The following is a 26,171-nucleotide window of genomic DNA, read 5'->3' on the forward strand; positions in this document are numbered from 1 at the left end:
ATTCATCTCATCTGTTCTCATTGCTTCTATATTAATCTAGGATTTCCATTTTCAGGTGCCTGAGTAATCTCAATTTCTTTTCCTTTAAATACAATTGCAAGCTTTATTATATTTTTTACTCCACGGCTTTCAAGCTCCTGTGAATATTTCATGTCTTCTATTTGCTTTAAGGCTGCCTTGCTTCCATCTTCTATTGTTGTCTTTAAAAAATCATCTATTTTCTTAAATTCAATGACAATTCCTATTTTAGAAATGTCCTTTGGAATTAGCATAACATCGTATCGTCCATATCCACTTTCTTTATTAGATTTAACTTCATATTTATCCGAAAGTGATATCAGCATTCCAAGTACAAAAGCATGATAAACCCGTTCTGGTTCAGTTCCTGATACATCAAAGTAACTTAAATTATTTATTACAAACTGCTTAAATATTCCCGAAAATATTTCTATTTCACCAGTTATAAGCATATTTAACATCAGTTCATATTTTTCATTAGTCATAGTTTCATTAAACCACTTTTTAATTAAATTTTCATAAAATATATGAACTTCTTCATTAGGAATTTTAAGTTCACAGTTTAATCTACCTCTTATATTTTCTGTCTTTACAGCTTTTAAATACCCGCTTAAAAGCAAAAAACTCCAAATATTATCATTAGAATCTTCAACTTCTGACATTACTATACTGTCGTCAATCACCTTATTTATAGATTTTCCTTCAATAAGATCTTCTAGTTCAAGTTTCATGTTTTTATCGCCTTTAATTAATAATTTTTTAATCAAATCATTGCTGCTACTATTAATCCAATACGGCATAAAGCCTTCTTTAATATTTTTTAAATAATTCAATACTGACCATGGATTATAAACTACTTCTCCAGCAAAAACATATCCATTATACCATTTCTTAATATTTTCAATCTTTTCCACTGCCTCATAATAATTAGCTAAATCAAAAACTTCATTTTCTGTAAAACCAAATTTATCATTAAAATTATATCTTAAAATAGTATTTACATCTAAATTATTAAGTCCTGAAAAAATACTTTCTTTTGCAACTCTAAGTATTCCTGTTATTAGTGATTTTTCAACATATGGATTATCTTTAAGTGCTGAAGTTAATAAATTTCTTATTGATACAATCATATTATCGTAGTAACCACGCAAATATCCTTCTTGAATTGGCACATCATATTCATCTATAAATAGCATTACCTTTTTGCCATAATGCTTATTCATATATCCCATAAGATTGCTTATGCCCTCATATAAAACACCTATTGAAGCTTTTCTTGAAATTATTTCTTTAAAATCATTTTTATCAAATTCTGATAACTTATTACTATATAACAAATACTCATGTTCTTTATATAAGTTAGATAATAGCACCTTAATTCCATCTTGAAAGTCTTCAAATGAAATATGTTTTTGATTTTTAAAAGTAATAAAAATAACTGGATACTGCCCTTGAAGCTCCATTATCTCTTTTTCATTTTCTATTTTTAAGTTTTTAAATAAATCTTTGGTATCATCTTTGGTTCTTATATCAAAAAAATATCTTAACATACTTAAATTCAAGGTTTTCCCAAACCTTCTTGGTCTTGGTGTTAAGATAATTTTTGCTCCATTTTCTATAAATTCTTTTATTAATAAACTCTTATCTACAAAAAAATTATTTCCTTCTATTAATTCTTTAAAATCAGATGCTCCAATCTGTATATTTTTTCTCATTTTATTGCCCCTTTTCTCCTCACCAATTTCCTCTTGCTATATACTATTTTCATTATATCCAATTTTATATATTATTAAAAGAAGTAATCACGAGACTAATAAAACACTAAAGCGATTTTTTATTCTTTATTTCCTAATATATTTTCCTTATTCAGTTAAATACGTAGAGACGTCATCAAGAAACTTATCTTCATCTTTAGTTACCTCCTCTACTGTTATCCATGGTACATTATTTCCTCCAAAATATAGTGGATCTTCTGCTGGTCTTTTAAATAATTTTCAATTTCCATATAAGTTCTAGGTAATTTAACCATATATACTATATGTAGAGACTAATTTAACATTAAACACAATATATGTAAAATAATTCATTAATTTTATAGATCTTATGTATGAAGGAGGTTTATATGGATTTTAATTATATCGAAACTTTAGTTACTAGGTGCAAAGATAATGACGAAGGAGCAAAAGAAAAATTAGCTGAAGAATTTAGGCCATTAATTTATAATATCTCAAAGAGAACTTTCATTGATGGATATAACTCATATGATATTATTCAGGAATGTTATCAATCACTTTTTAAATCTATCTCTATGTATAACTTAGACAAGCATAGATTCGTTGCTTATGCTACCAATGCCATTAAAAATAATATAAATGATTTGATTAAGAGAATTAAAAACAGAAACTCTACTGAAGGTAATAAAGCTCTAAGTTTACATGATAATTTTGAAAAGGACATCCCATCACAAGAAATCTCTCCTGAGACTTCATTATGTGAAATGTGTGATTATGAAGACTTAAGACTAGCTCTAAAAAATTTAACTAAAGATGAGAAAGAACTTATAGATTTTGTATTCTTTAAAAATTATACAGTTCTGGATTATGCTCATATAAAAAATATGTGTTATTCTACTGCTATTGTAAGAAAGAAAAACATTCTAAGAAAAATCCACAATAATATTTCATTTTATTATTAAAGCTAAACGTCTAACAGCTCCAAGGTTAATTTTTTTATCCTTGGAGCTGTTACTATTGCAATGTGATTTATATTATATTCCCACAATTTTGAAGATTAAATATACACTTTATTCAAAACTAAAATTATTTATAACCTCAGTAGTTTCCTCCACATAGCTATCAACCACCTCATCAATTCCATCACAAATATATCTAAGGCTACATCCCTGACATTTATCTAATATTCCATTCTCTAACCTTGAATTAAGTTTAATTTATTCATCTTTTTTATCTCACGATATATAAAAATTAAAGATATCATTGCAGCAAGAAAATCAGCTAATGGAACAGATACAAAAATACCAGTGATTTTAAGAAATATTGGGATGATTAACATTAATGGTATTAAAAACAAAAATGGTTTCATTATTGATAAAAATAATGCAGGCTTAGGTTTGCCAATATACTGAAAAAAGCTTGAAGCAATTACTTGAACACCTACTAAAGGACTCATAAGTATCAGTAATCTTAAAATAGGAACCGTCAATACTATTAATTCATTATCAGATGTAAAAGCACCCGCTATTTTGTTTGTAAAACCAATAATTATAACTAAAAATACCAATGAAATTATAACTGATGCTAAAATTGCAAGCTTTAAGCTTTGTTTTACTCTATCGAATTTTTTAGCACCATAATTAAATCCTATAATAGGCTGAAGAGCTTGTCTAATTCCATACATAGTAATGGTAATAAACCCGAATACACGATTATATATACCAATTGCAGAAACATATAAGTCAGATCCTCCATAAATTTTTAATGAATTATTTAATACTATGGCTAGAATTCCATAAGCTAGTTGAGTCATAAACATAGATAATCCTAAGGAAATCGCTTCCTTTAATAATTTTATATTAATTGTTAAATTTTTAACTTTTACCCCTAAAATTTTGCTATTAAAACAGATGTATACTAGTAAAAATATGAAACATATTATTTGCGAAATGTCTGTAGCAATGGCAGCCCCTTTTATCCCATATTGAAGTCTTGTAACCAATATATAATCTAAAGGAATGTTAATTACAGGTCCTATTATCATGCTTATCATAGCAATATTAGCATGTCCTTCTGATTGTATGATGCTATTGGCAATAATACTAAAAACAAAAAAAACACTACAATATAAAGTAATTCTAAAGAATGTTACAGCATAGGGTAGTATATTTTCCAAGGAACCAAAAATATATAACATGGGTCTGATGAAAACTAGTCCTACAACCATAATTAAAATTCCTAATAGAATAGAGGATGTTAATGCAGTACCCACAGCCTTTTCTGCTCTTAGTTTATTTCCAGCTCCAAGACTTCTGGAAGTTATAGAAGCAATTCCAACTCCAATCATTTGAGAAAGGGCCAGTATTATTTGTTGAATAGGAAAAACTATAGTTAAAGCTGCAATTCCTAAGCTACCATTAGGCTGATTACCTATAAAAATTGCATCAATAATATTATATAATACATTAGCTAAAAATACACTTATAGCAGGAATAGAAAACTTAAAGAGTAATTTTTTGATACTACCTTCCAGAATAAAATTTTCAAGTTCAGTCATATTATTACCTCCTCTTACTTTTCTTTATTATAACAATCCGCGTAAAAGATTTTTTGACCTATCTTGCTGTTATCGGAATAAAAAGATATGCATCAATATTTTTTTGATTAGGTACAAAACCATTGGGATAAAACTCATATGCGTAATTATCGCACGGGACATACAATTCATCATTAAGTAAGCTAAACCAGTTTCTCTGTATCTGAATCTGTATCTTTTCGATTATATTTGTTAAGGAATATACTGCATAATCATTCTCCGGTATATATTTATGTACTAATTCAGCATCTTTCCTGTCAATCTGACTAAAATATCGACTATCAATTCCAGCGATAAAATCGAACTCATAACTCCTCACTTCTTCATTTTTACAAAAATCCAATCCGTAAACCCCATCAATTTGATTATATATTTTATCCAATTGCACTTTTTGAGCAGTTTGATTAAAAATACGTGCAACATCATGTTTTTTATTATCCCCATGATACAATAATCCTGTTATCTCAAAAGAATTTTTATGTATTATTTGATATTCTGTTGCTGTTCCATATGACATCACCCTCTCGATGTCTTCCTGTGTAATTGAATATTTATATAAATTTAAATATTCAATCTTATTGTCACGATAATCCTTTGGTGTAATACCAAAATATGCCTTAAACATACGGGTAAAACTTTCCTGAGAACTATATCCACACATTATAGCTATATTCAATATACTATCTCTTGTCTCTAATAATCTCATCGCTGCAATTGTAAGCCTACGCTTCATTTGATAATCCCCAATATTCTCTCCCAACACTGCTTTGAATAATCTAGCATAGTGAAATTTAGAAAAATTAAACTGCTTCGCAAGTTGTTCTAATGAAACTCCCTCAAGCAAGTGTTTTTCTAAATATTCAATTGCATCCAAAACATAATTCTTTGTATTCATAACATCACCTCATAGATTTTTCTTAATTACTTGATCTAAGCTTATATGACATAAAACTTAAAGCTACCAATGTTGCCTTTTCTAGATTTGATGGATATAATTACCCTATCTTAGAGAAAAAAAAAGTACCTATGTTTTTCGCAGAATAGTACTAGAATATCATATCATTATTATACTACAATTTTTTATTATTTTTCCTATATTTTCCTCAATTATAATTTACTGTTTTAATAATATACATGTTAATCAAATTTCAAAACTGTTTTCATTATCCCAAGCCCTCCCCCATCAAATGTAATGTAATAACAATACGTAACCTACGTTTATTGAAAAAATAAGCATTGCTATCAATCCAAAGGCTATAATAAATATTACAGATCCATCTATTTTTTACAAAAGTCTTCTCTCTTTTTTAATTCAATTCTTATTTCACCCCTAATCATTTAACAAACACACTCTATAATTTTATTACGCGATTAAAATTTTTCTCCACTAATATTTAAGACGTATTTTCCTATCTTAAACCACATAAAAATCGAACTTTTTTAAGCCAACAGCCTTAAAACCCGCATTATTCCAGCATATTCTTCAGAATATTAGAATATCAGAATATATATTCTAGTATTCTGAAGAATAAATATGGTGGAGAATATATATTCTTTACCATATAAGAATATTGACTAAATGTTTTGAGCTTGTAATATGCATTTACAAATTTGTTAAAACTTGAGTTCATATCTTTACTAGAAATTATAAATATATTTGTGTAGAAAACATTTGAAAATGAGCTGTTAAAGGTTCTTAGCTTTTCGGAACAAAATATTTATGATTTCGGTGATGCATGCGCATAAGTATAGATTATAGTTGAGTTATCTATAATGCTCATTTCTTCTCACTATTTGTTGTATCCATCAGCTGCGTGAAACTCAATAATTTATTTTATATCTATTATTTATATATATTGCAATTCACAATGCACATTTCACAATTCACAATTGCGGCTAAAATTCTTGTAATATTTTTAGAATTATGATGAAGAATTATTTTTGCAACGTATATATAATAATTTCATTAACTATTTTAAAATTGTTTATGTACATTCATATATCCATTAAAAGGAGGTGGATATATATGCAGGTAACTGATTTAATTAATCTTATGGTTAACAATGGCTTTGCTATAGCTGTAGCAGCATATTTGCTAATACGCTTAGAAAGACAAATTGATAACTTATCCTCATCAATTAATAGGTTAAATACTATAATATCAGCTAAACTTGGAGTAGCTATTGATACAGATAGTCCTAATGATGATTCTCATAACGTAGCTTAAAAAAAGGCAATAAACATTATGAAGTGCCCTCCAAATATTAAATGTGAGTATATCATATTTCTAACATTTTGGGGGCACTTCATTGATTTTGAATGTTTATTGACTTTAAACTTGTTTGATTATATCCTATTAAATTATTCTTTTGGATTGAGTTCAAGTTCATCATTTATTTCTTTAATATCACTATACTTAAGTGATTTATCCAATATAAGTGAAGCCTTATGCGCCAATCTGGCACCCAAATTAAGGAATAGTCTAATGCCTTGTTGCAGCTTGCACCTTTTTCCTTTATGATGCAGCTAATTATTATTCAAACTCATCCATATTGGCTGTCACTATTCCCTCTGCGCCTTCCCCTTTATCTATTTTTCCAAACCTTTTTAATGAAGAATCATATTCATCTTTAGAAACTTCCTGTCCATTTACATAATAAGTTGCATCTCCATTTATAAATCTACCTGCATTATCCCAACATGAATATACTTCTTTGCATTTATTATTTTCTAATTTATATCCTCTGGCATAATTATTTCCTTGATTTCCACCACAAATAAAAAATACTTTCTCTGAACTACTATATCCATAATAATCACCATGAGAATTTTCTATTTGTTCTACATTAACATTTCCATTATCATATGTAACTACAAATAATGATTCCCCAGCTAATCCCAAACCACACTCTGAGTTAAATAACATCTCTGAAGTACCATCTTGATTTATATCCAAAATTATGGGGTTATATATTGAAGTTGTATTTGTAGTTTTTTTAATCCAATCTTTATCACTTAATAAGCTCTCATATTTCTTTATTTCTTCTGAAGGCTCATTAATATATGCTCCATTTGAATTTAAATAGTATCCATCAATAATTATGTCATGCAGCATATAACCATCATAATCAAAATAATACCATTTTCCATCTATTAAGCTCCAACAATTTTTAGCATATGAATTACCTTCTGTATACCACCAACCTTTAGAATCGCTTTTCCACTGCGCACTTGCACCTATTGGATTTAATGCTAATACTGAAGCTACTATTAATGCACTTGCAATCATTTTTTTCATATAAATTATTCCCCTTTTTATCACTTCTTTAATACTCTAAACTTTATAGATTGTCCTAAATCACTACTTACCTAAATCTTCTAAAAGTGGTCCGACTTTATTTTGACCTTCACTATCTAACTTTTCATATAATTTTTCAAGTGCATTATAATATTCATCTTTAGAAACACTTTTGTTATTTGTATAATCTTCTTCACTTATAAAATAACCTTTATGTGGGCCACCAGTATGATCTTTGGTAGAATCGTAGTAAAAATACACTTCTTTTAACTCATTATTGTCTACTTTATATCCTTTAATCTCCTTACTTCCCTGAAAGTAGCCATAAACAAAAAATACATTTTCAGATTTACTATATCCAGAGTATTCAGCATAGGTAACATCAATACTCTTTAGTACATTAATATTTCCTTTGTTATAAGTTACTACGGAAATTGAATTTTGAGATTCATTTGTTACTATCATTTCTTTAGTACCATCATTATTAAAATCCATAACTATGCCCCTTAGTGGTGCATTTACTTCTATCATACTATTTGCAGTAAACCCTCTCTGCCATTTCATGCCGTTAGTTATTCTATCGTACCAATCATCACTTTTAATTATTTTTGCATATTCTTTTATTTCTTCAGATGGATTATTTACATAAACTCCATTAGAATCCACATAATAACCTTCTACAATTTCATCATGCTTCATATACCCAGTATCATAATCAAAATAATACCATTTACCGTTTATATCCTTCCAGCCCTTAGACCAACTGCTTCCTTCTGAATCCCACCAGCCTTTAGAATCTTGTTTCCACTGCGCACTTGCTCCTATTGGATTTAATGCCAATACTGAAAGCGCAATTAATGAACCTGCTATTATTTTTGTTAATTTTAATCTTTTCATTAATTATTTCCCCTTTACTCATACAATACTTTACATTTACTCACTTCTTATATCACTCAGTTAATCTTAATTTTTCATAACTTATTCTCTTAATTCTTATACTTATTATTAAATCCAAGCACCACTAGAACCTAATGTATATCCCTCTATTGTTGTATCATGTGCCATTTCTCCATTACTATAGCAATAATACCATTTCCCATTATCATAAATCCAACCTGTTTGAAGTACTCCATCTTTAAAATATGTCCACTTATTATCACTTGCTTTATACCAGCCATTCCATCCAATCCATCCATGTAATGTATTGTAGCTACCTCCATAAAATTCAAAATAACTATATACATTTCCATCTTTTGATAAAGTTAAATCTCCGCCTCCAGTACCTCGAGATTCTTCATAAACATATTTTGAAGTTAATCCATAATAAAAGGAAATATGAGGTGTTTCACTATAACTAAAATAATATAATTTTTCATCTGCAAGATTAGCACTAGTATAATAATTATCTTCGTAATAAAATTCTTTTTTTACTGTTGTTTCCCCTTGAAATTTAAGTTCATTTGTAGTTATATCAGTTGTTTTTGCTATTTCAGATTTCACTTGTTCAATATTCATGGTATCTTCTGCATTAGCATAAATCGAATTAGATATTGTTAAAGACATTGCTATAATTGTTAAAGATATTGTTTTTATTAAATTATTTTTAATCATTATTATTTCTCCCCCTGTTACGAATTTACTCAACGCTAAAAAGTATTGAGTAAATCTTACTTAGCTTTAAACTCTATAAAAAATGCTATCACTAAATTACCAAAAAAATACTTACATTAGTGTATCTAAATTTACTTAGATAGAGTTTTTATTTTAGCTCTATATTGATTAGTTAATTGCTGAGCCTGATCAATTCCCTGTGGAAAAGTACTTTCATTTACTGTATATGCTATAACAACTAATTTATCTGAAGCATCAAAATAGAATCTAATATTAAATCTTGTTATTCCTTCATAATATGAATATGTTACACATTTTTTCTCAGGATTTGACTTCCAATCCCCATACATATAAAGCATATCACCGCTTGTTACATTTTTAATTTCTGTATTTCCATAAGCAGCCAATACTTCACTTAATGAACTACCAATTTTAATTCCTTTGCTTGTTTAACTTTTATCTTTCCCATACTCAGAATCTTTTTGACTTAAATAACATCCCCAGCCTTTTACGTAATCATTAGCATAAAACCAATCAATTATATTTTTATATCCTTTTAATGAATTAGTCGTATCAGTTCCTTCAAAATTAAAATCTTCCCTTGATAATGTTCCTACACCTGTTTTAATTACTGCTCCACTAGCATCTAATGTGTTACCATCAACTATAGTATTAGATTGCATATAGCCACTATAATCAAAATTATAGTATTTTCCATCTATATTTCTCCAACCTATAGCCCAAGAATCATCTCCTTCTGAATACCACCAACCAGTATTATCTTTCCTCCACTCTGCACTTGCTCCTATTGGATTTAATGCTAATACTGAAACTGCTATTAATGAACTTGCTATTATTTTTGTTAATTTTACTTTTCCCATTGATTATTTCCCCCTTGATAATTGTTTTTATATTTTTGTTTTCATTATTTAGATACTTGAACTTACTATTTGGTTTTATTATTTTAATATTTTATTTGCATTTTTTAATACGACGGTGTACATAAAGTTTTCCATTATTGCCTATGGTCGTAATTTCTAGATTTAATTCCCCTTTTAATCCACTATTATCTATTATCTCTACTGTTGTATTTCCTTCCTTCAATGGATTAATTTCTATTTGCTTTTTATCTGGTTCATTAATAATTCCAACAATATTTTCATCATATCCGCTAACTTTAGCAATAGTTCCGTCTGTAAAAACTTTTGATGCAATAAATTTATCTCCTTCTTTAGATTCAGTATGTATTGAAAGACATTCATCCATCTTTTCTAATTTTATATTGCCTTGTTTTCCATTCACATCAGTTATTTTAATATCTTCTTGTCTATTTCCAACATTTGCTTTAATATCTTCGCCTTCAGTTTCATCATAATCTGTTCTTATTATTTCTACACAGCTATAGTCAGGAAGATTATTTGCTATTGCTATGTCACCATCAAGAATATCTACTGAACTAACCCCATCCTCCATTTTTAATTCGCTATATGTAATATAAAAATGTTCCCTTTTATCTATTGGTTCAGGTTTTGTATTTGCATATATTACACCTGCTATTGCAACTGTTGCACTAACCCCTGCTATAGCTGATTTAATTCCAAAAACTTTTTTAGTCACTTTTGCTGTCCCACTGATTTTGCTTGATAAACTTGCATTAGAAATTTGATGTACAGTTCCAATTACAGAACTTCCACTTATACCATTAACTATATCTTTCAGTAGTATATTAGCTTTATCTAAAGAAATTTGTTCAATTCCTAGCTGATTTTGGAGAAGTAATAATAATACTGGTACTCCTGTTCCATATAATTTAGTCCCTTTTTTCTCCCAGGTATCTACTTCTGCTTTAATCTTCTTTCGTGCATAATTTAATCTGCTTTTAACTGTTCCTTCTGAACATTCCATATCTTCTGCTACTTCTGATAATGATAATTCATCAAAATAGTATAAATACACTGCTGTTTTTTGTTCTATGGGCAAATTATCAATTATATCTTTTATTATTTTTTGCTTTTCTTTGCTATCTAAAATTTCTTGCGGTAAGAATTCTTCATCTTCCTCAAATTGAGTTTCAAACAAGTCTTTTCCTTCTTCTGACAATAAAGTTTCTTTCTTATTCTTTTCAAAGTATCTGTTCGCTTTATTAATTGCTATCCTATTTATCCAACTTTTAATAGCATATGGATCTTTTATAGTTCCTATTTTGCTATTTACAGTCAAGTATGTTTCCTGCATTAAATCAAAACTTGTATGTTCATTTTTGGTGTAACTGTAAAGTAAGTTATATACTTGTTTATTAGTTTCATTATAAATAATTTCAAATGCACTAATATCCCCTTCCCTAAGTTTTTCAGCATAATGTGCCAATTCATTATTGTTCATAGATATATTTCCCCCACTAATTATGGTATTTTACATAATTTATTACATTTTACTATATATATTTCACTAGTGGTACATATTTTATTAATTGATATATATCTTATCTCATTTATTTTTACTTCTCTTTAGCCTGACTAATTATTTTATTGTAGATAATTCTTTTTGACTCATATGATAAGCTTTCAGAAAATATTAAATTTTGGAGAAATATAGTTATAAGGAAACTCGACTCACATTCGTTCGCTGGATACTCACAGAGTAATCGATCATCATCAAATCACAGATTTGGATGCCTGCTTAACTGATTCACACCGAATCATAGATTCGGGTTCTCTATTTAAAGATTGGGAGGGAAATTAAAATTATGAAGTGCTCTCCGAATATTAAATATGAGTGTATCATATGTCTAACATTTGGGGGGCACTTCATTAATTTTCAATGTTTATTGCCTTTAAACTTTATTTGTACTATTGATTGTTTATACTTATTAATATTATCTATAGAATATCCTACTCCTACAAAAGCAGATCATCTAAAGATTTGCGGGTTTTATCATGACGATTTGGAGAAGCTGGCTCTCCAACTGCATAACCTATTGCCAGAACATTAATTGGTTCAATATTATGAGGCAAATTAAATTCACGTCTGATAACTTCTGGGTCGAAACTACAAATCCAAACACTGTCTAATCCAAGAGAGGTTGCTTCCATCATCATATGATCAGTTGCAATGCTTGTGTCAATATCAACTACACTTTTGTTGTTAAAAGGTATAACTCCAGCAATATTGTGATCACCACATGCAACTATAATAAGTGGTGCCCCGTAGATTCGTGCCGCCTTTGAAACTTTTTCTAATTCCTCTTCATCTTTTAATACAAGTAATTTAACAGGTTGTTTGTTACTTCCAGAAGGTGCAACTCTTGCAGCTTCCAATATTTTTCCCAACTTATCATCTTCAACTTTTTTCCCGTCATACTTACGAGCTGAGTATCTTTTTTTTGCTAATTCTAAAAAATCCATTTTTCATCTCCCCTTAAATTTTAGTTTTACTTAATTATTTACTCTAATGTATTTACAAATACAGATATTGTAACAATTGAATCATAAACATTTATTTATCTTTAACAAATGTTTATTATAAATCAATCTTTGTTAAAAATGCATGATGTTCCATTTGGTTGCATACATTTTGAACATGATATACATTTTGGTACTTCATTTAAATCCTTCATCCAAAGATTTACTAAATCCGGTTGGCGAATTAATGGTCTTGATAAAGCAAAATATTCTACCCCTGTTGAATTTAGTATCTGCGCCATAGTGTCAGGTGTTCTGTTTTTGCACACCAAAATTATCGGGATATTATTATTTAATGCAGAAATTTTAGCTGCATAATCCCTGTATATAGATTCCTTATAATCTGAAGCTTCACCCTCACCACTTATTTCTATCCCATCGATTCCAGAATCAGAAAGTTGACTACAGATATATTGGCAACTCTCAAAAGCTTTTTCGCTATCAATTTCATCGAAACTATTAACTTTTAAAAACACAACGAAATCTTTACTTGTTCTACTTCTTATGGCATTATATATTTCAATAATTATCCTTGCATTATTTTCAAGAGTTCCTCCATATTGATCGGTTCTCATATTTGTTCTACTACTTAAAAATTGGCTCAGAAGGAATCCATGTGCAGCGTGAATCTCTACTCCGTCGAAACCAGCTTTCTCAGCTCTAGCTGCTGCATCTCCAAAGGCAGAAATGATTGCTTCTATATCTTCCAAAGAAACATCATCTGTTTTTAGATTTTGACCGTTTTTAGTAGCATAGTTCACCTGAAGCAATACTTTACTTTCATGGCCATGAATTGTATCTGTAAGCTTTTGGTATTCCTCTATAAAATTATCGTTGTAGAAACCAATTTGTCCAGGCATGGATTTAGAATCTGCTGTAATATAAGCACCACTTGTAATAATTAAACCAACACCTCCCTTAGCAAGATTTTCATACAGTTCATACAGCCTATCATTTAAGTGACCATCCTCTTCTGCCATAATTTCTTGTGTCGCTGAACGAATAAAGCGATTTTTAATTTCCATCCTATTAATAACTGTTTTATCAAATAATGTTCTCATGTTAGTTTTCCTTCCTCTTACATTTATTTTTTCTTTTATTGCACTATGCTGATTTACTATCTAAATAATTTTAGATATAGCAATCCGATAAATTTCTACTTGCTTGCATACACATGAATTTCATTTATTTATGCTTGAATATCTTACATTAACACAATCGCCATTGTAACTGTAACAATTCCAGTTACAATAGTTCTAAAAAAAATTGAATCTTTCAATTCAACTTTTTTTCCAATATACCTGCAACAATATCTGCCATTGTATAACTTTTTAATACCTCTTCCATCGCCGATTGAGCTTTGGGTAACATTAACATTAATACATCTTGAATATTTGCACCTATAATACATTCCTGATTAGTATTTTCATGTATCTGAAAGAGCTTTTCGTCTTCAACTACATCAACTGCTTTATATACATCAAAAAGAGTAATATCTTCAACTGGCTTTAGAAGATAGGCACCGCCACCTCCACTATTGACATCAACCAGTTCAGCCTTTTTTAGCATACCAATAATCCGCCTTACAACAACTGGGTTATTCTGTATGCTACCTGCAATCACTTCAGATGTACAAACATCATTGCTAATTTCTAAGGCAGCAAGAATATGAATTGCTACAGTAAATCTACTGCTAATCTGCATCATAAATATTACCTCCTTGTAACCATTATAGTTACAACGCATTTACTTGTCAATTATTTTTAATAATTAACATTCCCTATTCTAAATTATATTTTAATATAGTATTTTTTAAATCAGCTATAACTCCATTTGAAGCGTTATATCCCTTACCAGTTTTAAAACATAAGCTTCTAACTTCCTGACCTTCATCCTCATCTATATAATAATGCTCGCACATTTCTAATTCATATTTATACTCATCCGTTCTTCATTCATTCGATACTATTCTTAATTTATAAAATACGTAAACTTTCTTTCTGAAAACTCTTTATAGGCATCTCGATAAATTTGAATTTGTCGAACTTTCAAGCTTCGTAAAATTCTTATAATTAAAGAAAAACTTCCATATTACTTTATATAAGACATATCGCTAATTCGCTTAATTAATCGTTTCCCGTCAGCGGTTTCTTGCATAAAACTAACTCCACCAGCTAATCCAAATATTTCACTTTTGTTAAGCATTTCAATATCCATACCTAACCACATTGTATTAAATACACTAAGTAAATCTCCATGAGAAACTATAATTACATTCTCATATTTATTGGTCATTAGCTCATTAAAAAATGGTAATAATCTATTCCATTCATCTCTTCTGCTTTCTGCATCAGAAAACATCTTATCATCAATAGATTTTTCTTGTACTTCTATATTATCTCGCAGCCATTGTACAGACTTTCCAACACATTTTCCAAGGTTTCTTTCTCTCAATTCAGCAACAAAAATTGGTGCAACTCCCAAATGCCTTCCTACAATTTCTGCTGTGTGCTTAGCTCTTAATAAATCTGAAGAATACAATACATACTTTTTATCTGATAACTGATTTGATAAGTTTTTTCCAATATTATTCGCTTGTTGTATTCCCACCTCTGATAAATCCCAATCAGTCCAAGAACCAACCATCCCATTAGTATGATGAATAGATTGTGTATGTTGAATAGTTATTACATTTTTCATTTAATTTCCCCTCTTGTTAATTTTAAATTTATTCTATTTCAATATTTATAAGTATCCTTTAGTTTATTAGCCTCCAAATTACAATTTACCTTTATCCCCACAGCTCATATCCAATTTAAAGTACTATATATCTTTTTAACTTTGCAGCGAGTATATATCTGAAAATTCTATTTGTATTTTTTCTATATTAGTTTTAAATAGAATTTTATCTTCTTCTTCTTCATTTTTAATCAATTCTACTGGTAATTCTATTATAAATTCACTACCTTGTCCTTCAACACTTGAAACACTTATTTTCCCACCATGCATTTCAACAAAAGATTTTACAAGATATAATCCTATTCCAGTTCCCTCACATTTTCTTGAAAGAGTGTTATCCACTTTGCCAAAACGTTCAAATATAAAATTAAGTTTGTCCTTTGGAATGCCATCCCCTTCATCCCTTACTTAACGTTAACACTTTTTTGTTTATCTATGAACTCAACATATATATTTCCCTTAGAATGGCTATATTTAAGAGCATTCGATATTAAATTAAGCATTATACGCTCCATCATATCATGGTCAAATCCCATGATCTTTTCCTCAACGTTTGTATCAAATATAAGTGTTATATCTTTATCATTGACATAAGATGCCACAGATTGGGTAATCTCTTCAATAATATTTACAATATTACCATTTCTTTTTTTCATTCTAATAAATCCAGAATCAGAATTTAACTTAGTTACATCTAAAAAATTATTTATTATTCTAATCAGTCTTAAACAATTTTGTTTCATTGTTTTAAAGTATAATTTACATTTCTTCATATTTTCCAAATTATAGTTCCCAAAATAAACATCTACAGTTTGAACTGCTGAATAAATTACATTAACAGGTGTCTTAAGCTCGTGAGACATATTAGTAAAAAAGTCCATTATAAGATTGTTAAATTCTCTTGACTCATTAAGTAACTTTAGATTTTTTTCTATATCTTCTTGTAGAGATTCAACTTTCTTTTCAGATGTTATATCTCTTAAAAATGTCAAAACTGATGGTTTCCCTTTATAAGTAAAAAAAGATGATGTATTAATCACCGGAATGAATTCACCATCAGAATTTAATATGCTCTCCTCACTTGTAATCTTTACAAGCTTATTATGGCTAATACTTGAATATTTCTTTTTAATATCTTTGTTAACTTCCGATAAATAATGATTATAAAAGTTCTCTCCCTTTAAACCTAATAATTTAGTTGCACTTGCATTAGCATATATAACTTCTCCATTTGTATGTACAATAATTGAGTTTAATGAATTTTCAAATAACATATCATAACAAATTTTATTATTTAATAATAGAGATTCCATCTCTTTTTTTTCATTGCTTAATGTATTAAGAGTTTCATCTTTCTTTTTATTATTTTCAGCTTCAATATTAACATAATATCCCAAAATCCATGCAACAAGAATAAATACACCGCACATTATTAAATCTTTTTGAAAGTATATATTAATGCCATTTTCTAAGGGAGCATACAATAAATCTGCTCCAAGAATAACACCAGAAGAAAAAATTGATGTTACTATCCCACATTTAGAACCATATTGAATAATTGAATATATTATTAATAATAGAAATAAATATTTGCATTCACTTTGATGTGCTTTGGATAAATATATAGGTATGGATATAATAAATGTAAAAATGATATTATCTATTAACCATGAATTTTTTAACAAAATTCTTTTTTGTAAGACTATACCAGTAATTATTAAACACATAATGAAATTTATTCCAATAATGAGCGAAGAAAAACTTACTATATATATGTTAAATTTAGTATTTTCGTGTATATATAAACTTGACCAATACTTTGGTAAATTCATATGTATTATTATACTAACAAATACTATAATTGCAATTTTAATAAAACACACCATTTCTTTTAGTTTGTTATTATGACTTCTTACATAATTCCCCATACAGATATATTCCTTTCAATAGATAATTATTAAAAGGAAAAATTGTCAATTAAATTTATGACAGTTTTTCCTTTTAACATTGATATTAATGATTATTAATATCTCTTAGACATTTTGGTTCTTCAGGTTGATATAATCCCCAATGACATGCTGACGCAGAAACACTAAGCGCCATTCTTGTACAAATATTTGATGTAAGTTTAAGTAATAAAATTTTAAAAATATTGTTCATTAATTTCAGCTCCTCTTCATTCCATATTTATATTAAAGATAATTTGGAATGACTTTCTTATTTTTTAGTACACATTTCAAAATTATTATTGATGTTATAAATATAATCAAGCTCGGAATCCCATATATGCATCTTGTTATTGGCTGTAAAACAGAAATATCTGTACTTACATTTAAACTATTAAGTAATAACATATTCATGGTTTCACTTAAAGAAAGCATAAAATATAATAAAAAAGTCCCTAGCAGATTTTTTATTAACGGTATATCAATAATAAACATAACAATAATTATAGTTAGCATTATACAAATATCTGTATTTACTCCATAGTATATAGGTAAACATCTTATAATAAAGCACAATATAGCTAATATTAAACTTGAAAGTATGTATTTAAACATATCAATAGTTTTTCTAGAAAATATGTGTATCCCCCATATTAAAATAAATGATTCTGGAATAAGTCTAAAAAAGAAATCTACGCAAGTAAGTCTAAACATTACATTCCTCTCTTTCATTTAATATTTTCTATATTTAAAAGTTAAAGTATTTTCTATATTAATCACTATTTCAAATTGTTTTTACATTTTCTCCTTTTTTGCTGTGTCCGCTTCCACACGCTTATTTTCATGTATATTTTAACAATCATATTTCTACTATGAAATGATTGTTTTGTTTGTCCCATTTTTAAAGTTATTTTGTCTTTGGTGTCACTAATGTTCCCATTCCCTCAATTATGTATTTTACGGCGTAGTCAACTTTGTTTAAAAAGTTTATTCCATTTTTAGTAAGAGTAATGGTCTGCCATAAGACTCCCACACCAATACTTTCTATTAATTTTATGTAATACAATTCTGAAAATTTTTCGTTGAGCATGAATAAAATTATTATTATGAATAAAAAAATAAATATAGTAAAAATAGATTTCCTCTTAAATTGTCTTCTAGTTTCAATATTTTTAATAGGCTTCTTAATACTATCTACAGGTGCATTTCTAAAAACTGTTATAAATGCAAATATTATAATACCACCGCTTATTACTGCTACATTAATACTATTTATGCTGTAAAATATATTATTAATTACAATTCCAGCTAATGCTGCTGAAAATGTTCCTATTATAACACATCGGCTTGGTGAGGATGCATGTACACCACCTGAATATTTTCTAAGAATACTGGCACTAATAGAAAATATTAAAGCTTCATAAAACACTCCAAAAAGCAACCCAGCAATTATGACCCATAAGATAGCAAATAGCATTTGAAACAAATTTATTGCTCCATATACGATTATCTGTTCTTGTTCTTCATTAACATTCAAAAATAATTTTGCATTATTACCGATTTTAGTTGCTATTTTTTCAGTTAGAGGCATTTTCGCTCATCCCTTTATTTTTAATAATGATTTCATGATTATTATGCATAATAAAACAAACATAATAACAATGATTAAAATTCTATAAATTTTTTTATGAACCCCATAGTATACAGGCATATTACTTAGAAAAATAATATAGATAATAATAGAGCAGAAAAATCAAATTGACTTTCTATATTAATTACTATTCTGCCTTTTTACAGCTTTAAGCCTTATCAAACTAATTTACATATTTTGTTTCTATAACTTATAATATGCACATTATTAAAACAATGTAAATAGAAATGGAATAAAACGTCAAAATATTGGAATAAACGGAAATTTATTGGATAAATATGTATAAATCTTATAGATCCAAGCAAACGCCCTTTTGTTCTTTCGTTACTGTACAATTTATCGGTTATCATCATCAATTAACAAGTTAAATAATATAATGTATATATTGCAAAAATAATCCTTCATCATAATTCTAGAAATATTACAAGAATTTTAGCTGTAATTGTGAAATGTGCATTGTGAATTGCAACATATATATCATCTAAACTTGGAGTAGCTATTGATACAGATAGTTCTAGGGAGTATCAATAAAAATCTTTCGATACTGCTTCTGTCGCTTTATTAATAAAAGCAGCAATTTTACTTGGACTTTCCTTCATACCACTATTGACCCACTTTTCTATTACGGCTATAGTGCCATATGCGGTAAATGTGTACCAATTATCAAATAGTTTTTGATCAATATATTTTTCTTCCTTCTTCCATTTCTCAATATTTAATTCGTGGCTGATATAAATAATACGTTTCAATAATTCTTTATCCCCGTTCTCTGAAAATAATACTCCACATATATTGCTATTTGCTTTTATATACTTACAAATTTCATATGATAGTTTTTCATAAGTTTCAAGGTTCAAAGTACGTTCCGCAACCTGTCTGATTTCTTCATATAACTCACCTTCAATATTTGAAAGAAGTTCAAACTGATTAGCATAATGTGAATAAAAAGTATTGCGATTGATATCTGCTTTTTTGCATATATCTGTCACTGTAACTTTGCTGATAGGACGCTCTTTCATGAGTTCCAGTAAACTGTTTTTTATAATCATTTTTGTATATTTCACCCGGCGGTCTGCTTTTTCGTATGCCATAATACCGTTGCCAAAAACTTATAAAACTTTATAAAACTTGTTTAATTCCCTGTTCAATGTGTCCGATTTTGTAATTCTAAAAGAATATACTACTTTCATTGAAGTAATCTAATCTGCTTTTCAAGTTTTATACTGTTGCTAGTTTTGACAAACTTCCTCCCTTCTTTGGTCTATCTGTTAGTCCTTTAAAAAATCTTTTGAAATCTTCACAACCATCCATAGGGTTTCTACTTCAACTATTAACGTATGATGCATAAGTTAAGTTTTCGTATAGAATCCCTATAATTCTTAATCTTCTTCATTTTAAGTATTAGCTATAATCTCAGTAATAATTCCACATTTGCTACATAGATTTTCTATAATTTTAAATCCCAAAAATATTTTTTTGCCTTAACCTTAAATGATGATTGTATTGCTCTTATTTACCTTCCTTAAATAATTCAGTGAACGAACAACACTTATCTGATTTGTAAGATATCGAACGTAATGTTATCGAACTGCCTGTTGATTAAGTAGCACTGTATAATTATAATATATTTAACATACAACATATTTGAACGTTCAAATAAATTATAATTTTAAATGGAGGTAATACAATGGGAAATATAACTATAGTACCTGTATGGATTATTCAAGATATTTTAGTTCTAATCATCGCCGCATTAATGGTTTTCTATATAATTGAAAACGAAGAACGTCCAAAGATTGTATTAATGCAATTCCTATGTTTTGTCTTTTTCTACGCCGCAGTCTTTGAAAATGTTGCGGTATCTATGGGACTTATGGGAAATAAAGGTTTTTACGCCTATGGGCACAGTATCCTAATGATATTCAATATACCATTAACTGTTCCTATTATCGAGTTTCTTATCGTTTACTCAACTTTACGTGTTTTGAAGACGATCAATATACCGGCATGGACTAAACCCTTCATTACTGGACTTAGTGCTATGATTTTTGACTTTTCACTGGATCCAGTCGCAGTAAAACAGATTTTTCAAACTTCGGAAGGAATCATTGGCCGGTGGAGTTATTTCCCGATCCCTGGTGAACCTGTCATATATGGGGAACCTGTCATGAATTTTACAGGATGGATCTATATAGCCGGATACTGGACTGCATTTATTTTAATCGGTGAATGGTGGCATAAAAAGAAAGGCTATAGTAAACTAATTGGATACATATATCCGTTTTTGGCTTCCATTCTTTCTGTAGTTTGTTTGGTTTCACCTTTATCCAATTTCTTTAATTATATGGCACCATTTTTCCCAAGAACTTCTAATATGCAATGGGTAATGTTGATTGCACTTACTGTAATTTCAGCGGGAGTTTTAGTGTTAACCTTAACCAAGTTCTGGGATCGTAAGGTCATTAGTTCTATGGATTACAAAAAAGATTTTCCTATCATGTTTACATTCCTGGGTTTTCCACTGGTTAATACCATATTTTGCATTATAGGTGGATACATGCAGGTACTATGGCTTGTTGTTCTGGCACAGGTGTTATTATTGCTATGCTGGATTGGAATTCATATTTTTAGTAAAAAAGTTATTCTCAAGAAATAAAGTGCCCCAACAAGTTAGATAAATATTCGCACAATAGAGTTTTATATTGTCTTATTCTATTGAGCCATTAATTATCAACCAATGAAAATCTCGAATGTCATCTATAAGCAGGGCAAAAAAATCGGGCTGAAAAACGCATTTTTCAGTCCCGATTTTTTCTCATTTTTCACTTTAAAACCACTACATATTGTGATTGACCCGTCTCACTTGACCTTAGAGCCACTATTCGTCATCAAAATTACCGTCTCCACGTGGCTCGACATGACAGCGTTGATGTTTCTAGATTCCCTCGTTTAGGAAACATATCAAAACAATATCTATTATATCCCTACAAACTGATTTTCCTGGCATCGATTTTTTGTTATATCTAACATCGACTCATGTTCCGTGTATTATAATCCGAAAACGAACCCTGTCATAGCCATGAAGCCTAGATTGCATACCTTCTGTAATTTCATTGTTATCTAATGCCACCATAGGGCTCCCATGTCCGGCAAAAACGACCGACATAATTTTATCGTTCATCTTTAACATCTCGTATTAATCTCATATAAATGCAAATCTCATGCAAAACAAGAATTTACAGATATTTTTTTCCTTCGACCCATGCATCTCCGGCTTTCTCACCTAATGAAAAATAGCTGTTGCTGAACGAATCAAAAAATAACATTCCTGTTTTCTTGGCATCAATTATGCCGGTTTTATCTAACACTGACTCATCTACCGCTACATTGACAATCCTGGCAAGTACAGTAGTGAAATTATTTGCTCTTACAACCTCTATGAGTTCGCATTCGATGACTAGTGGACTGCCTTCGATGATAGGGGCATTGACGCGTTCACTCTTTACAGCCTTCAATCCTGTTTTTTCAAATTTATCAGGAACTCTCTGGCCGCTTACAATTCCAAAATAATCCACTTCCTTTATCAAATTCTTATTAACCAGTGCAACAGTAAATGCGCGTCTCTTTTTAATGTTTTCATGCGTCTTACTACGTGGACCAATACATAATGCAAGATCACCTGCATTCGTCCTTGTACACTCATGCAAATTCATCACATTGACTGTTCCATCATCATTATAAGTGCCAACCATTAAAACCGGCGCTGGATACCCATACGAAAAAGCGTTTGAACCTAAATTTTTCATCATAATAAACAGCCTCCTCTTAGTTCTTCTCTCTCAACTGAAGTCCATCGCGGTAAGCATCACCGACCTTTTCACCAACGGACAGATATGACTTATTCATCCAATCGAAAGTGATCGGATGGAATTTTTCAAAAGATATCTTGCCATCTTCTCCAAGAATCCGTTCATCCAGACTTACATTGACGATTTCGCCTACCAGTCTCCAAGTTTCCTCATCATAGCTCTTCACTCTGCACTCAACGGCAAAAGGAAGCTCATCGATAATCGGTGCATCTACGAATTCAGACTTTGTTGTATTGAATCCGGACTTCTCAAACTTATCTTCCACTTTATTTCCTGTTGTTATACCAAGGTAATCACAGGCAACTTCATTTTCCACATCCGCCATACTTACAACAAAGGAACCTCTGGCAAGAATTCCCTTTAACGTGTTTCTCTGGGATGCTACGGTAATAGTAATTTCTGTCTCATTCGTGATTCCGCCCCATACTGCTAACATTGCGGTCGGCTTTTCAGCCTCATCATAAGATGAAATCATCAAAACCGGCATCGGTGTGATGTATGGCTTTGCTCCGATATTTTTTCTAGACATATTTATCCTCCTTAAATTATGTAATAAATCACAGTTATTCGATGCATTATGCTCTTAACGATATGATTTCTTATAGATTTCAAGATAATCTTCATCCGTAAGCGGTAACGGGTCTGCGGTAATGTCACCGCCGAGCACCTCGTGTATTCTCTTCGGATACTTTGCGAGCTCTTCTTCCTTGATTCCTGCATCACTCATTCGGAGATGTTTACATACGACTGCTTCGATCAGTTCATCCAATGCTCTGATAAAATCTTTTCCGGATGTCACGATTAGTGCTTTCTTTCCTGGAAGCACTTCTGTATGCGGCTCCTGAAATTTTCCTGCTCCAAATAATACTTTTGTTGGCATATAAAAGTCAAAATTATACATAAGTTCTATTCCTTTCAATTTGAACTTTCTTGCTACTACTCAATCATATAGATTTTCACCTTCCAAATCAGCGCTAAATATTAACTTGAATTATGGCGTATTTTAACCTACAATTAGATATAAAAATATCTGATTTACTAAAAACGTTGCAATGCTTGAAAGAATTGCTCAGAAATCTGAAGAAAGGAACGTTGTTATGTCTTGGAATTGCGATACCGAAATCGATCACGCATTAGAAAAACTCGGTCAGGACTTTCCGCACCTCAATTGGGACTTTAGCCCGGATCCGTCCTCAGGAAATAACGAACTGATTTCGCATTGGTTGGGAGAGAAATCCGAGGAAGTTATGGTGTGTGCATTTAAAGGGGAAAAAATTGAGGAGCGTTTTCACCGCCAGGACTTTTTTTTCATTCATTTTGCTTACCACGGAGATTATGATGCATTAAGCGCCAACTATAACAATCGGATCACGGTAAAAGAAGGAGACTGCTATATCGGTCAGCCCTATAGCGGCTATGCTGTTAAGCGTGATTCTGATCACGAATGTATTATTCTAGGAGTACTGATTCGTAAAGAAACCTTTTTCCAGGAATACCTGAGTGCGCTCTCAGCAGATAGCTCCATGCTTAATTTTTTTCTGGAACCACAGAAAAACAAATATGCAGAAGAGTTCGTTCATCTGGAAATTCCAGCTTCTTCGCCAATCTGGCAGCTGCTGAATGTCATGATTCTTGAATATGCTCATAAAACAGAGGACTCACAGAAAATTTTAAAACCTATGGTCATGTCCCTTGCAATGTATCTTTCCTATGAGTACAAGCGTCAGCGTCTACCTACTGGCACGACATTAATTGACCGGATTATGGAATATATCGAATCACACTCTGATTCTGTAACATTGAATGACATTGCATCCCATTTCGGATATCACCCCGTCTATATTTCCCGTCTTTTGCCGGAAAAGACAGGGAAGACCTTTTCTGCTCTGCTAGCTGAATCACGTATGCGAAGAGCGAAGCTATTATTGAATCATACAGATCTTTCCATTGAAAAAATTGCTGATATGCTCGGATACAGCAATAGCAGCAATTTCTATAAGGCCTTTAAACAGTATTATGGTACTTCTCCTCGTCAGCTTTAATGGTCAATGTTATGGCTTCAACGTGAAATGCATCAATAACGTTATTAAACCCTTTTTCAGCCGTAACACTGATTAGTTCATTAGCAAATTCGCTTCGCTCATAAAAGCCCCCGGGAGTTTTGTGAAGGAAGAATGAGTGAACTTGATATTGAACGAATATAGCACTAAATAAAATATATTAATATTTTATTATTTTATAAAAGTAAATATAAATTTCTTATCTTAAAAAAGCTCCATATATGCACTCTTAATCAACGAAAGCTTATAAGATCTTGTTGATTAAGAGTAATATCTTTTAATTATACTAACATACCGCCAGATGCTTCAATACGTTGACCGGTAACCCATCCCATTTCATCTGCGCATAGACTAGCGACAACACCTCCAATATCAGAAGCTTCTCCAATTCTTCCGAGTGTAGCATAAGAACCAATCGTATCTTTCAAACTTGGATTTTTAATATAAGTGTCTCCACTAAACTCAGTGTTAACAGGTCCAGGAGCTATCGTATTCGCTCTTATGCCTCTAGCTCCTAATTCTATCGCTAAATATCTAGTAAAAACTTCTACTGAACCTTTCGCAGCAGCATAAAGTCCCGAACCTGGGGCTGTAAAACGGGTCAATCCTGTTGAAGTGTTTACAATTCCACCTTTGTCAGCAATAAGCGGAATTAGTTTCTGTGTTAAAAAGAAAACTCCTTTAAAGTGTACATTAACTATTTTATCAAACTCTTCTTCTGTAACTTCTAAAATAGGAGTATGGCTTGAAATTCCAGCATTATTAATTAAAAAATCAAAGTGCTCTCTATTCCATTTATCCTTTAAAACATCTGATAACTTAGATGCAAAGGAATCAAATGAAGATATATTACTTACATCAAGCTGAATAGCAGCAGCTTTACCACCATTTGCTTCAATTTCTTTTACAACTTCATCTGCTTTTTCTTTTTGATTATTGTAAGTGATAATTACATCTATACCCTTTTTAGATAGGGCTATTGCAGAATTTCTACCAATTCCACGACTTCCACCTGTAACTAATGCAATTTTACTATTGGGGTTCATAAAAACCTCTCCTTTAAGTATTTATTAACCATTTAGAAATTAATATCTCATTATTTATACCGCTACTTATATTTCAAAGACAGTATTTCCTTAGTCATCAGTTTTAATATTAATCCAAGAAGGTATAAGTTACTTGAAATTTA

At 30.1% G+C, this 26,171-nt stretch carries 29 protein-coding genes; 4 read left to right on the forward strand and 25 right to left on the reverse strand.

From position 1 onward, the window contains the following. Nucleotides 1–26: 26 nt before the first annotated feature. Nucleotides 27–1,733, reverse strand: a complete 1,707-nt coding sequence (locus AXY43_RS03810) for an AAA family ATPase (protein WP_105411012.1) — start codon at nt 1,731–1,733, stop codon at nt 27–29. Nucleotides 1,734–2,140: 407 nt separating this feature from the next. Here AXY43_RS03810 and AXY43_RS03815 point away from each other — a divergent pair, with 407 nt between their 5' ends. After that, complete coding sequence (locus tag AXY43_RS03815) at nt 2,141–2,713, forward strand: sigma-70 family RNA polymerase sigma factor (protein ID WP_105411013.1); 573 nt, start codon at nt 2,141–2,143, stop codon at nt 2,711–2,713. 233 nt (nt 2,714–2,946) lie between these two features. Here AXY43_RS03815 and AXY43_RS03820 read toward each other — a convergent pair whose 3' ends face one another. Together AXY43_RS03820 and AXY43_RS03825 are read right to left on the reverse strand one after the other, a co-directional pair. Continuing rightward, nucleotides 2,947–4,308, reverse strand: a complete 1,362-nt coding sequence (locus AXY43_RS03820) for an MATE family efflux transporter (RefSeq protein ID WP_105411014.1) — start codon at nt 4,306–4,308, stop codon at nt 2,947–2,949. Nucleotides 4,309–4,366: 58 nt separating this feature from the next. Continuing rightward, nucleotides 4,367–5,242, reverse strand: coding sequence for a helix-turn-helix domain-containing protein (locus AXY43_RS03825; RefSeq protein WP_087701761.1), 876 nt, complete (start codon nt 5,240–5,242; stop codon nt 4,367–4,369). 1,131 nt (nt 5,243–6,373) lie between these two features. On the opposite strand from AXY43_RS03825, the gene AXY43_RS03830 reads away from it, so the two are divergent. Next, the gene (locus AXY43_RS03830; RefSeq protein WP_012059349.1) at nt 6,374–6,574 is read left to right on the forward strand and encodes a YvrJ family protein; all 201 of its coding nucleotides are present in this window, start codon (nt 6,374–6,376) and stop codon (nt 6,572–6,574) included. Nucleotides 6,575–6,880: 306 nt separating this feature from the next. Here AXY43_RS03830 and AXY43_RS03835 read toward each other — a convergent pair whose 3' ends face one another. The 17 genes from AXY43_RS03835 to AXY43_RS03905 all read right to left on the reverse strand — a co-directional run bounded on the left by AXY43_RS03835 (nt 6,881) and on the right by AXY43_RS03905 (nt 20,144). Continuing rightward, nucleotides 6,881–7,645: a hypothetical protein gene (locus AXY43_RS03835; protein ID WP_077868489.1), complete on the reverse strand. Its 765-nt coding sequence runs from the start codon at nt 7,643–7,645 to the stop codon at nt 6,881–6,883. A gap of 63 nt (nt 7,646–7,708) precedes the next feature. Then, nucleotides 7,709–8,542, reverse strand: coding sequence for a hypothetical protein (locus AXY43_RS27525; protein WP_181246109.1), 834 nt, complete (start codon nt 8,540–8,542; stop codon nt 7,709–7,711). A gap of 108 nt (nt 8,543–8,650) precedes the next feature. Further along, nucleotides 8,651–9,256, reverse strand: coding sequence for a hypothetical protein (locus AXY43_RS03845; RefSeq protein ID WP_105411015.1), 606 nt, complete (start codon nt 9,254–9,256; stop codon nt 8,651–8,653). Between the two features lie 131 nt (nt 9,257–9,387). Further along, nucleotides 9,388–9,663 (reverse strand): hypothetical protein, encoded by a 276-nt coding sequence (locus AXY43_RS03850; protein ID WP_105411016.1) that lies wholly within the window; start codon nt 9,661–9,663, stop codon nt 9,388–9,390. 42 nt (nt 9,664–9,705) lie between these two features. Then, nucleotides 9,706–10,137, reverse strand: coding sequence for a hypothetical protein (locus tag AXY43_RS03855; RefSeq protein ID WP_105411017.1), 432 nt, complete (start codon nt 10,135–10,137; stop codon nt 9,706–9,708). A 91-nt stretch (nt 10,138–10,228) separates the two neighbouring features. Further along, nucleotides 10,229–11,638 carry an RNA polymerase sigma factor gene (locus AXY43_RS03860; protein WP_105411018.1) on the reverse strand — a complete coding sequence of 470 codons (1,410 nt, stop codon included), beginning with the start codon at nt 11,636–11,638 and terminating at the stop codon, nt 10,229–10,231. Between the two features lie 515 nt (nt 11,639–12,153). Further along, a complete protein-coding gene (locus tag AXY43_RS03865; protein WP_077830516.1) occupies nt 12,154–12,660 on the reverse strand; it encodes a nitroreductase family protein in 507 nt (168 codons plus the stop codon). A 122-nt stretch (nt 12,661–12,782) separates the two neighbouring features. After that, complete coding sequence (locus tag AXY43_RS03870; RefSeq protein WP_077868484.1) at nt 12,783–13,778, reverse strand: NADH:flavin oxidoreductase; 996 nt, start codon at nt 13,776–13,778, stop codon at nt 12,783–12,785. Between the two features lie 214 nt (nt 13,779–13,992). Next, nucleotides 13,993–14,421 (reverse strand): Rrf2 family transcriptional regulator, encoded by a 429-nt coding sequence (locus tag AXY43_RS03875; RefSeq protein WP_039773646.1) that lies wholly within the window; start codon nt 14,419–14,421, stop codon nt 13,993–13,995. 76 nt (nt 14,422–14,497) lie between these two features. Continuing rightward, the gene (locus tag AXY43_RS27530; RefSeq protein ID WP_167514417.1) at nt 14,498–14,638 is read right to left on the reverse strand and encodes a hypothetical protein; all 141 of its coding nucleotides are present in this window, start codon (nt 14,636–14,638) and stop codon (nt 14,498–14,500) included. A gap of 170 nt (nt 14,639–14,808) precedes the next feature. Beyond that, nucleotides 14,809–15,417, reverse strand: coding sequence for a histidine phosphatase family protein (locus tag AXY43_RS03880; protein ID WP_012059351.1), 609 nt, complete (start codon nt 15,415–15,417; stop codon nt 14,809–14,811). Nucleotides 15,418–15,552: 135 nt separating this feature from the next. Continuing rightward, complete coding sequence (locus AXY43_RS27535; protein ID WP_347501436.1) at nt 15,553–15,843, reverse strand: ATP-binding protein; 291 nt, start codon at nt 15,841–15,843, stop codon at nt 15,553–15,555. A gap of 17 nt (nt 15,844–15,860) precedes the next feature. Then, nucleotides 15,861–17,384 carry a PAS domain-containing sensor histidine kinase gene (locus tag AXY43_RS03885; RefSeq protein ID WP_243099164.1) on the reverse strand — a complete coding sequence of 508 codons (1,524 nt, stop codon included), beginning with the start codon at nt 17,382–17,384 and terminating at the stop codon, nt 15,861–15,863. A gap of 85 nt (nt 17,385–17,469) precedes the next feature. Continuing rightward, a complete protein-coding gene (locus tag AXY43_RS03890; RefSeq protein WP_081300627.1) occupies nt 17,470–17,616 on the reverse strand; it encodes a cyclic lactone autoinducer peptide in 147 nt (48 codons plus the stop codon). A 32-nt stretch (nt 17,617–17,648) separates the two neighbouring features. Further along, nucleotides 17,649–18,116, reverse strand: coding sequence for a hypothetical protein (locus AXY43_RS03895; protein ID WP_105411019.1), 468 nt, complete (start codon nt 18,114–18,116; stop codon nt 17,649–17,651). Nucleotides 18,117–18,309: 193 nt separating this feature from the next. Beyond that, nucleotides 18,310–18,993 (reverse strand): accessory gene regulator ArgB-like protein, encoded by a 684-nt coding sequence (locus AXY43_RS03900; protein WP_105411020.1) that lies wholly within the window; start codon nt 18,991–18,993, stop codon nt 18,310–18,312. Nucleotides 18,994–19,577: 584 nt separating this feature from the next. After that, nucleotides 19,578–20,144, reverse strand: coding sequence for a TetR/AcrR family transcriptional regulator (locus AXY43_RS03905; RefSeq protein WP_236887816.1), 567 nt, complete (start codon nt 20,142–20,144; stop codon nt 19,578–19,580). A gap of 596 nt (nt 20,145–20,740) precedes the next feature. Between AXY43_RS03905 and AXY43_RS03910 the strand changes: the two genes are divergently transcribed. Further along, nucleotides 20,741–21,709 carry a carotenoid biosynthesis protein gene (locus AXY43_RS03910; protein WP_039773585.1) on the forward strand — a complete coding sequence of 323 codons (969 nt, stop codon included), beginning with the start codon at nt 20,741–20,743 and terminating at the stop codon, nt 21,707–21,709. Between the two features lie 378 nt (nt 21,710–22,087). Here the strand turns inward: AXY43_RS03910 and AXY43_RS28380 are convergent, their stop codons facing one another. The 4 genes from AXY43_RS28380 to AXY43_RS03925 form a co-directional block, all read right to left on the reverse strand. Then, nucleotides 22,088–22,219, reverse strand: coding sequence for a hypothetical protein (locus tag AXY43_RS28380; RefSeq protein ID WP_276517138.1), 132 nt, complete (start codon nt 22,217–22,219; stop codon nt 22,088–22,090). A gap of 70 nt (nt 22,220–22,289) precedes the next feature. Beyond that, nucleotides 22,290–22,862: a flavin reductase family protein gene (locus AXY43_RS03915; RefSeq protein WP_039773584.1), complete on the reverse strand. Its 573-nt coding sequence runs from the start codon at nt 22,860–22,862 to the stop codon at nt 22,290–22,292. Nucleotides 22,863–22,878: 16 nt separating this feature from the next. Next, the gene (locus AXY43_RS03920) at nt 22,879–23,451 is read right to left on the reverse strand and encodes a flavin reductase family protein (protein ID WP_039773583.1); all 573 of its coding nucleotides are present in this window, start codon (nt 23,449–23,451) and stop codon (nt 22,879–22,881) included. A 54-nt stretch (nt 23,452–23,505) separates the two neighbouring features. Next, nucleotides 23,506–23,841 carry a hypothetical protein gene (locus tag AXY43_RS03925; RefSeq protein ID WP_238892680.1) on the reverse strand — a complete coding sequence of 112 codons (336 nt, stop codon included), beginning with the start codon at nt 23,839–23,841 and terminating at the stop codon, nt 23,506–23,508. A gap of 133 nt (nt 23,842–23,974) precedes the next feature. Here AXY43_RS03925 and AXY43_RS03930 point away from each other — a divergent pair, with 133 nt between their 5' ends. After that, entirely contained in the window at nt 23,975–24,964 is a 990-nt protein-coding gene (locus AXY43_RS03930) for an AraC family transcriptional regulator (RefSeq protein ID WP_243099165.1), read from the forward strand. Between the two features lie 299 nt (nt 24,965–25,263). Here AXY43_RS03930 and AXY43_RS03935 read toward each other — a convergent pair whose 3' ends face one another. Beyond that, on the reverse strand, nt 25,264–26,028 hold the full coding sequence (locus tag AXY43_RS03935) for an SDR family NAD(P)-dependent oxidoreductase (RefSeq protein ID WP_105411022.1): 765 nt from the start codon (nt 26,026–26,028) through the stop codon (nt 25,264–25,266). Between the last annotated feature and the right edge of the window lie 143 nt (nt 26,029–26,171).

The organism is Clostridium sp. MF28, from assembly GCF_002969175.1.
Taxonomy (GTDB): Bacteria; Bacillota; Clostridia; order Clostridiales; family Clostridiaceae; genus Clostridium; species Clostridium beijerinckii.

What these genes read in the sequence shown, in the direction of transcription:
- AXY43_RS03810 (WP_105411012.1), bottom strand. Translation starts at nt 1,733, where the DNA reads ATGAGAAAAAATATACAGATTGGAGCATCTGATTTTAAAGAATTAATA.
- AXY43_RS03815 (WP_105411013.1), top strand. Translation starts at nt 2,141, where the DNA reads ATGGATTTTAATTATATCGAAACTTTAGTTACTAGGTGCAAAGATAAT.
- AXY43_RS03820 (WP_105411014.1), bottom strand. Translation starts at nt 4,308, where the DNA reads ATGACTGAACTTGAAAATTTTATTCTGGAAGGTAGTATCAAAAAATTA.
- AXY43_RS03825 (WP_087701761.1), bottom strand. Translation starts at nt 5,242, where the DNA reads ATGAATACAAAGAATTATGTTTTGGATGCAATTGAATATTTAGAAAAA.
- AXY43_RS03830 (WP_012059349.1), top strand. Translation starts at nt 6,374, where the DNA reads ATGCAGGTAACTGATTTAATTAATCTTATGGTTAACAATGGCTTTGCT.
- AXY43_RS03835 (WP_077868489.1), bottom strand. Translation starts at nt 7,645, where the DNA reads ATGAAAAAAATGATTGCAAGTGCATTAATAGTAGCTTCAGTATTAGCA.
- AXY43_RS27525 (WP_181246109.1), bottom strand. Translation starts at nt 8,542, where the DNA reads ATGAAAAGATTAAAATTAACAAAAATAATAGCAGGTTCATTAATTGCG.
- AXY43_RS03845 (WP_105411015.1), bottom strand. Translation starts at nt 9,256, where the DNA reads ATGATTAAAAATAATTTAATAAAAACAATATCTTTAACAATTATAGCA.
- AXY43_RS03855 (WP_105411017.1), bottom strand. Translation starts at nt 10,137, where the DNA reads ATGGGAAAAGTAAAATTAACAAAAATAATAGCAAGTTCATTAATAGCA.
- AXY43_RS03860 (WP_105411018.1), bottom strand. Translation starts at nt 11,638, where the DNA reads ATGAACAATAATGAATTGGCACATTATGCTGAAAAACTTAGGGAAGGG.
- AXY43_RS03865 (WP_077830516.1), bottom strand. Translation starts at nt 12,660, where the DNA reads ATGGATTTTTTAGAATTAGCAAAAAAAAGATACTCAGCTCGTAAGTAT.
- AXY43_RS03870 (WP_077868484.1), bottom strand. Translation starts at nt 13,778, where the DNA reads ATGAGAACATTATTTGATAAAACAGTTATTAATAGGATGGAAATTAAA.
- AXY43_RS03875 (WP_039773646.1), bottom strand. Translation starts at nt 14,421, where the DNA reads ATGCAGATTAGCAGTAGATTTACTGTAGCAATTCATATTCTTGCTGCC.
- AXY43_RS27530 (WP_167514417.1), bottom strand. Translation starts at nt 14,638, where the DNA reads ATGTGCGAGCATTATTATATAGATGAGGATGAAGGTCAGGAAGTTAGA.
- AXY43_RS03880 (WP_012059351.1), bottom strand. Translation starts at nt 15,417, where the DNA reads ATGAAAAATGTAATAACTATTCAACATACACAATCTATTCATCATACT.
- AXY43_RS03885 (WP_243099164.1), bottom strand. Translation starts at nt 17,384, where the DNA reads ATGGGGAATTATGTAAGAAGTCATAATAACAAACTAAAAGAAATGGTG.
- AXY43_RS03890 (WP_081300627.1), bottom strand. Translation starts at nt 17,616, where the DNA reads ATGAACAATATTTTTAAAATTTTATTACTTAAACTTACATCAAATATT.
- AXY43_RS03895 (WP_105411019.1), bottom strand. Translation starts at nt 18,116, where the DNA reads ATGTTTAGACTTACTTGCGTAGATTTCTTTTTTAGACTTATTCCAGAA.
- AXY43_RS03900 (WP_105411020.1), bottom strand. Translation starts at nt 18,993, where the DNA reads ATGCCTCTAACTGAAAAAATAGCAACTAAAATCGGTAATAATGCAAAA.
- AXY43_RS03905 (WP_236887816.1), bottom strand. Translation starts at nt 20,144, where the DNA reads ATGGCATACGAAAAAGCAGACCGCCGGGTGAAATATACAAAAATGATT.
- AXY43_RS03910 (WP_039773585.1), top strand. Translation starts at nt 20,741, where the DNA reads ATGGGAAATATAACTATAGTACCTGTATGGATTATTCAAGATATTTTA.
- AXY43_RS28380 (WP_276517138.1), bottom strand. Translation starts at nt 22,219, where the DNA reads ATGTCGGTCGTTTTTGCCGGACATGGGAGCCCTATGGTGGCATTAGAT.
- AXY43_RS03915 (WP_039773584.1), bottom strand. Translation starts at nt 22,862, where the DNA reads ATGATGAAAAATTTAGGTTCAAACGCTTTTTCGTATGGGTATCCAGCG.
- AXY43_RS03920 (WP_039773583.1), bottom strand. Translation starts at nt 23,451, where the DNA reads ATGTCTAGAAAAAATATCGGAGCAAAGCCATACATCACACCGATGCCG.
- AXY43_RS03930 (WP_243099165.1), top strand. Translation starts at nt 23,975, where the DNA reads ATGCTTGAAAGAATTGCTCAGAAATCTGAAGAAAGGAACGTTGTTATG.
- AXY43_RS03935 (WP_105411022.1), bottom strand. Translation starts at nt 26,028, where the DNA reads ATGAACCCCAATAGTAAAATTGCATTAGTTACAGGTGGAAGTCGTGGA.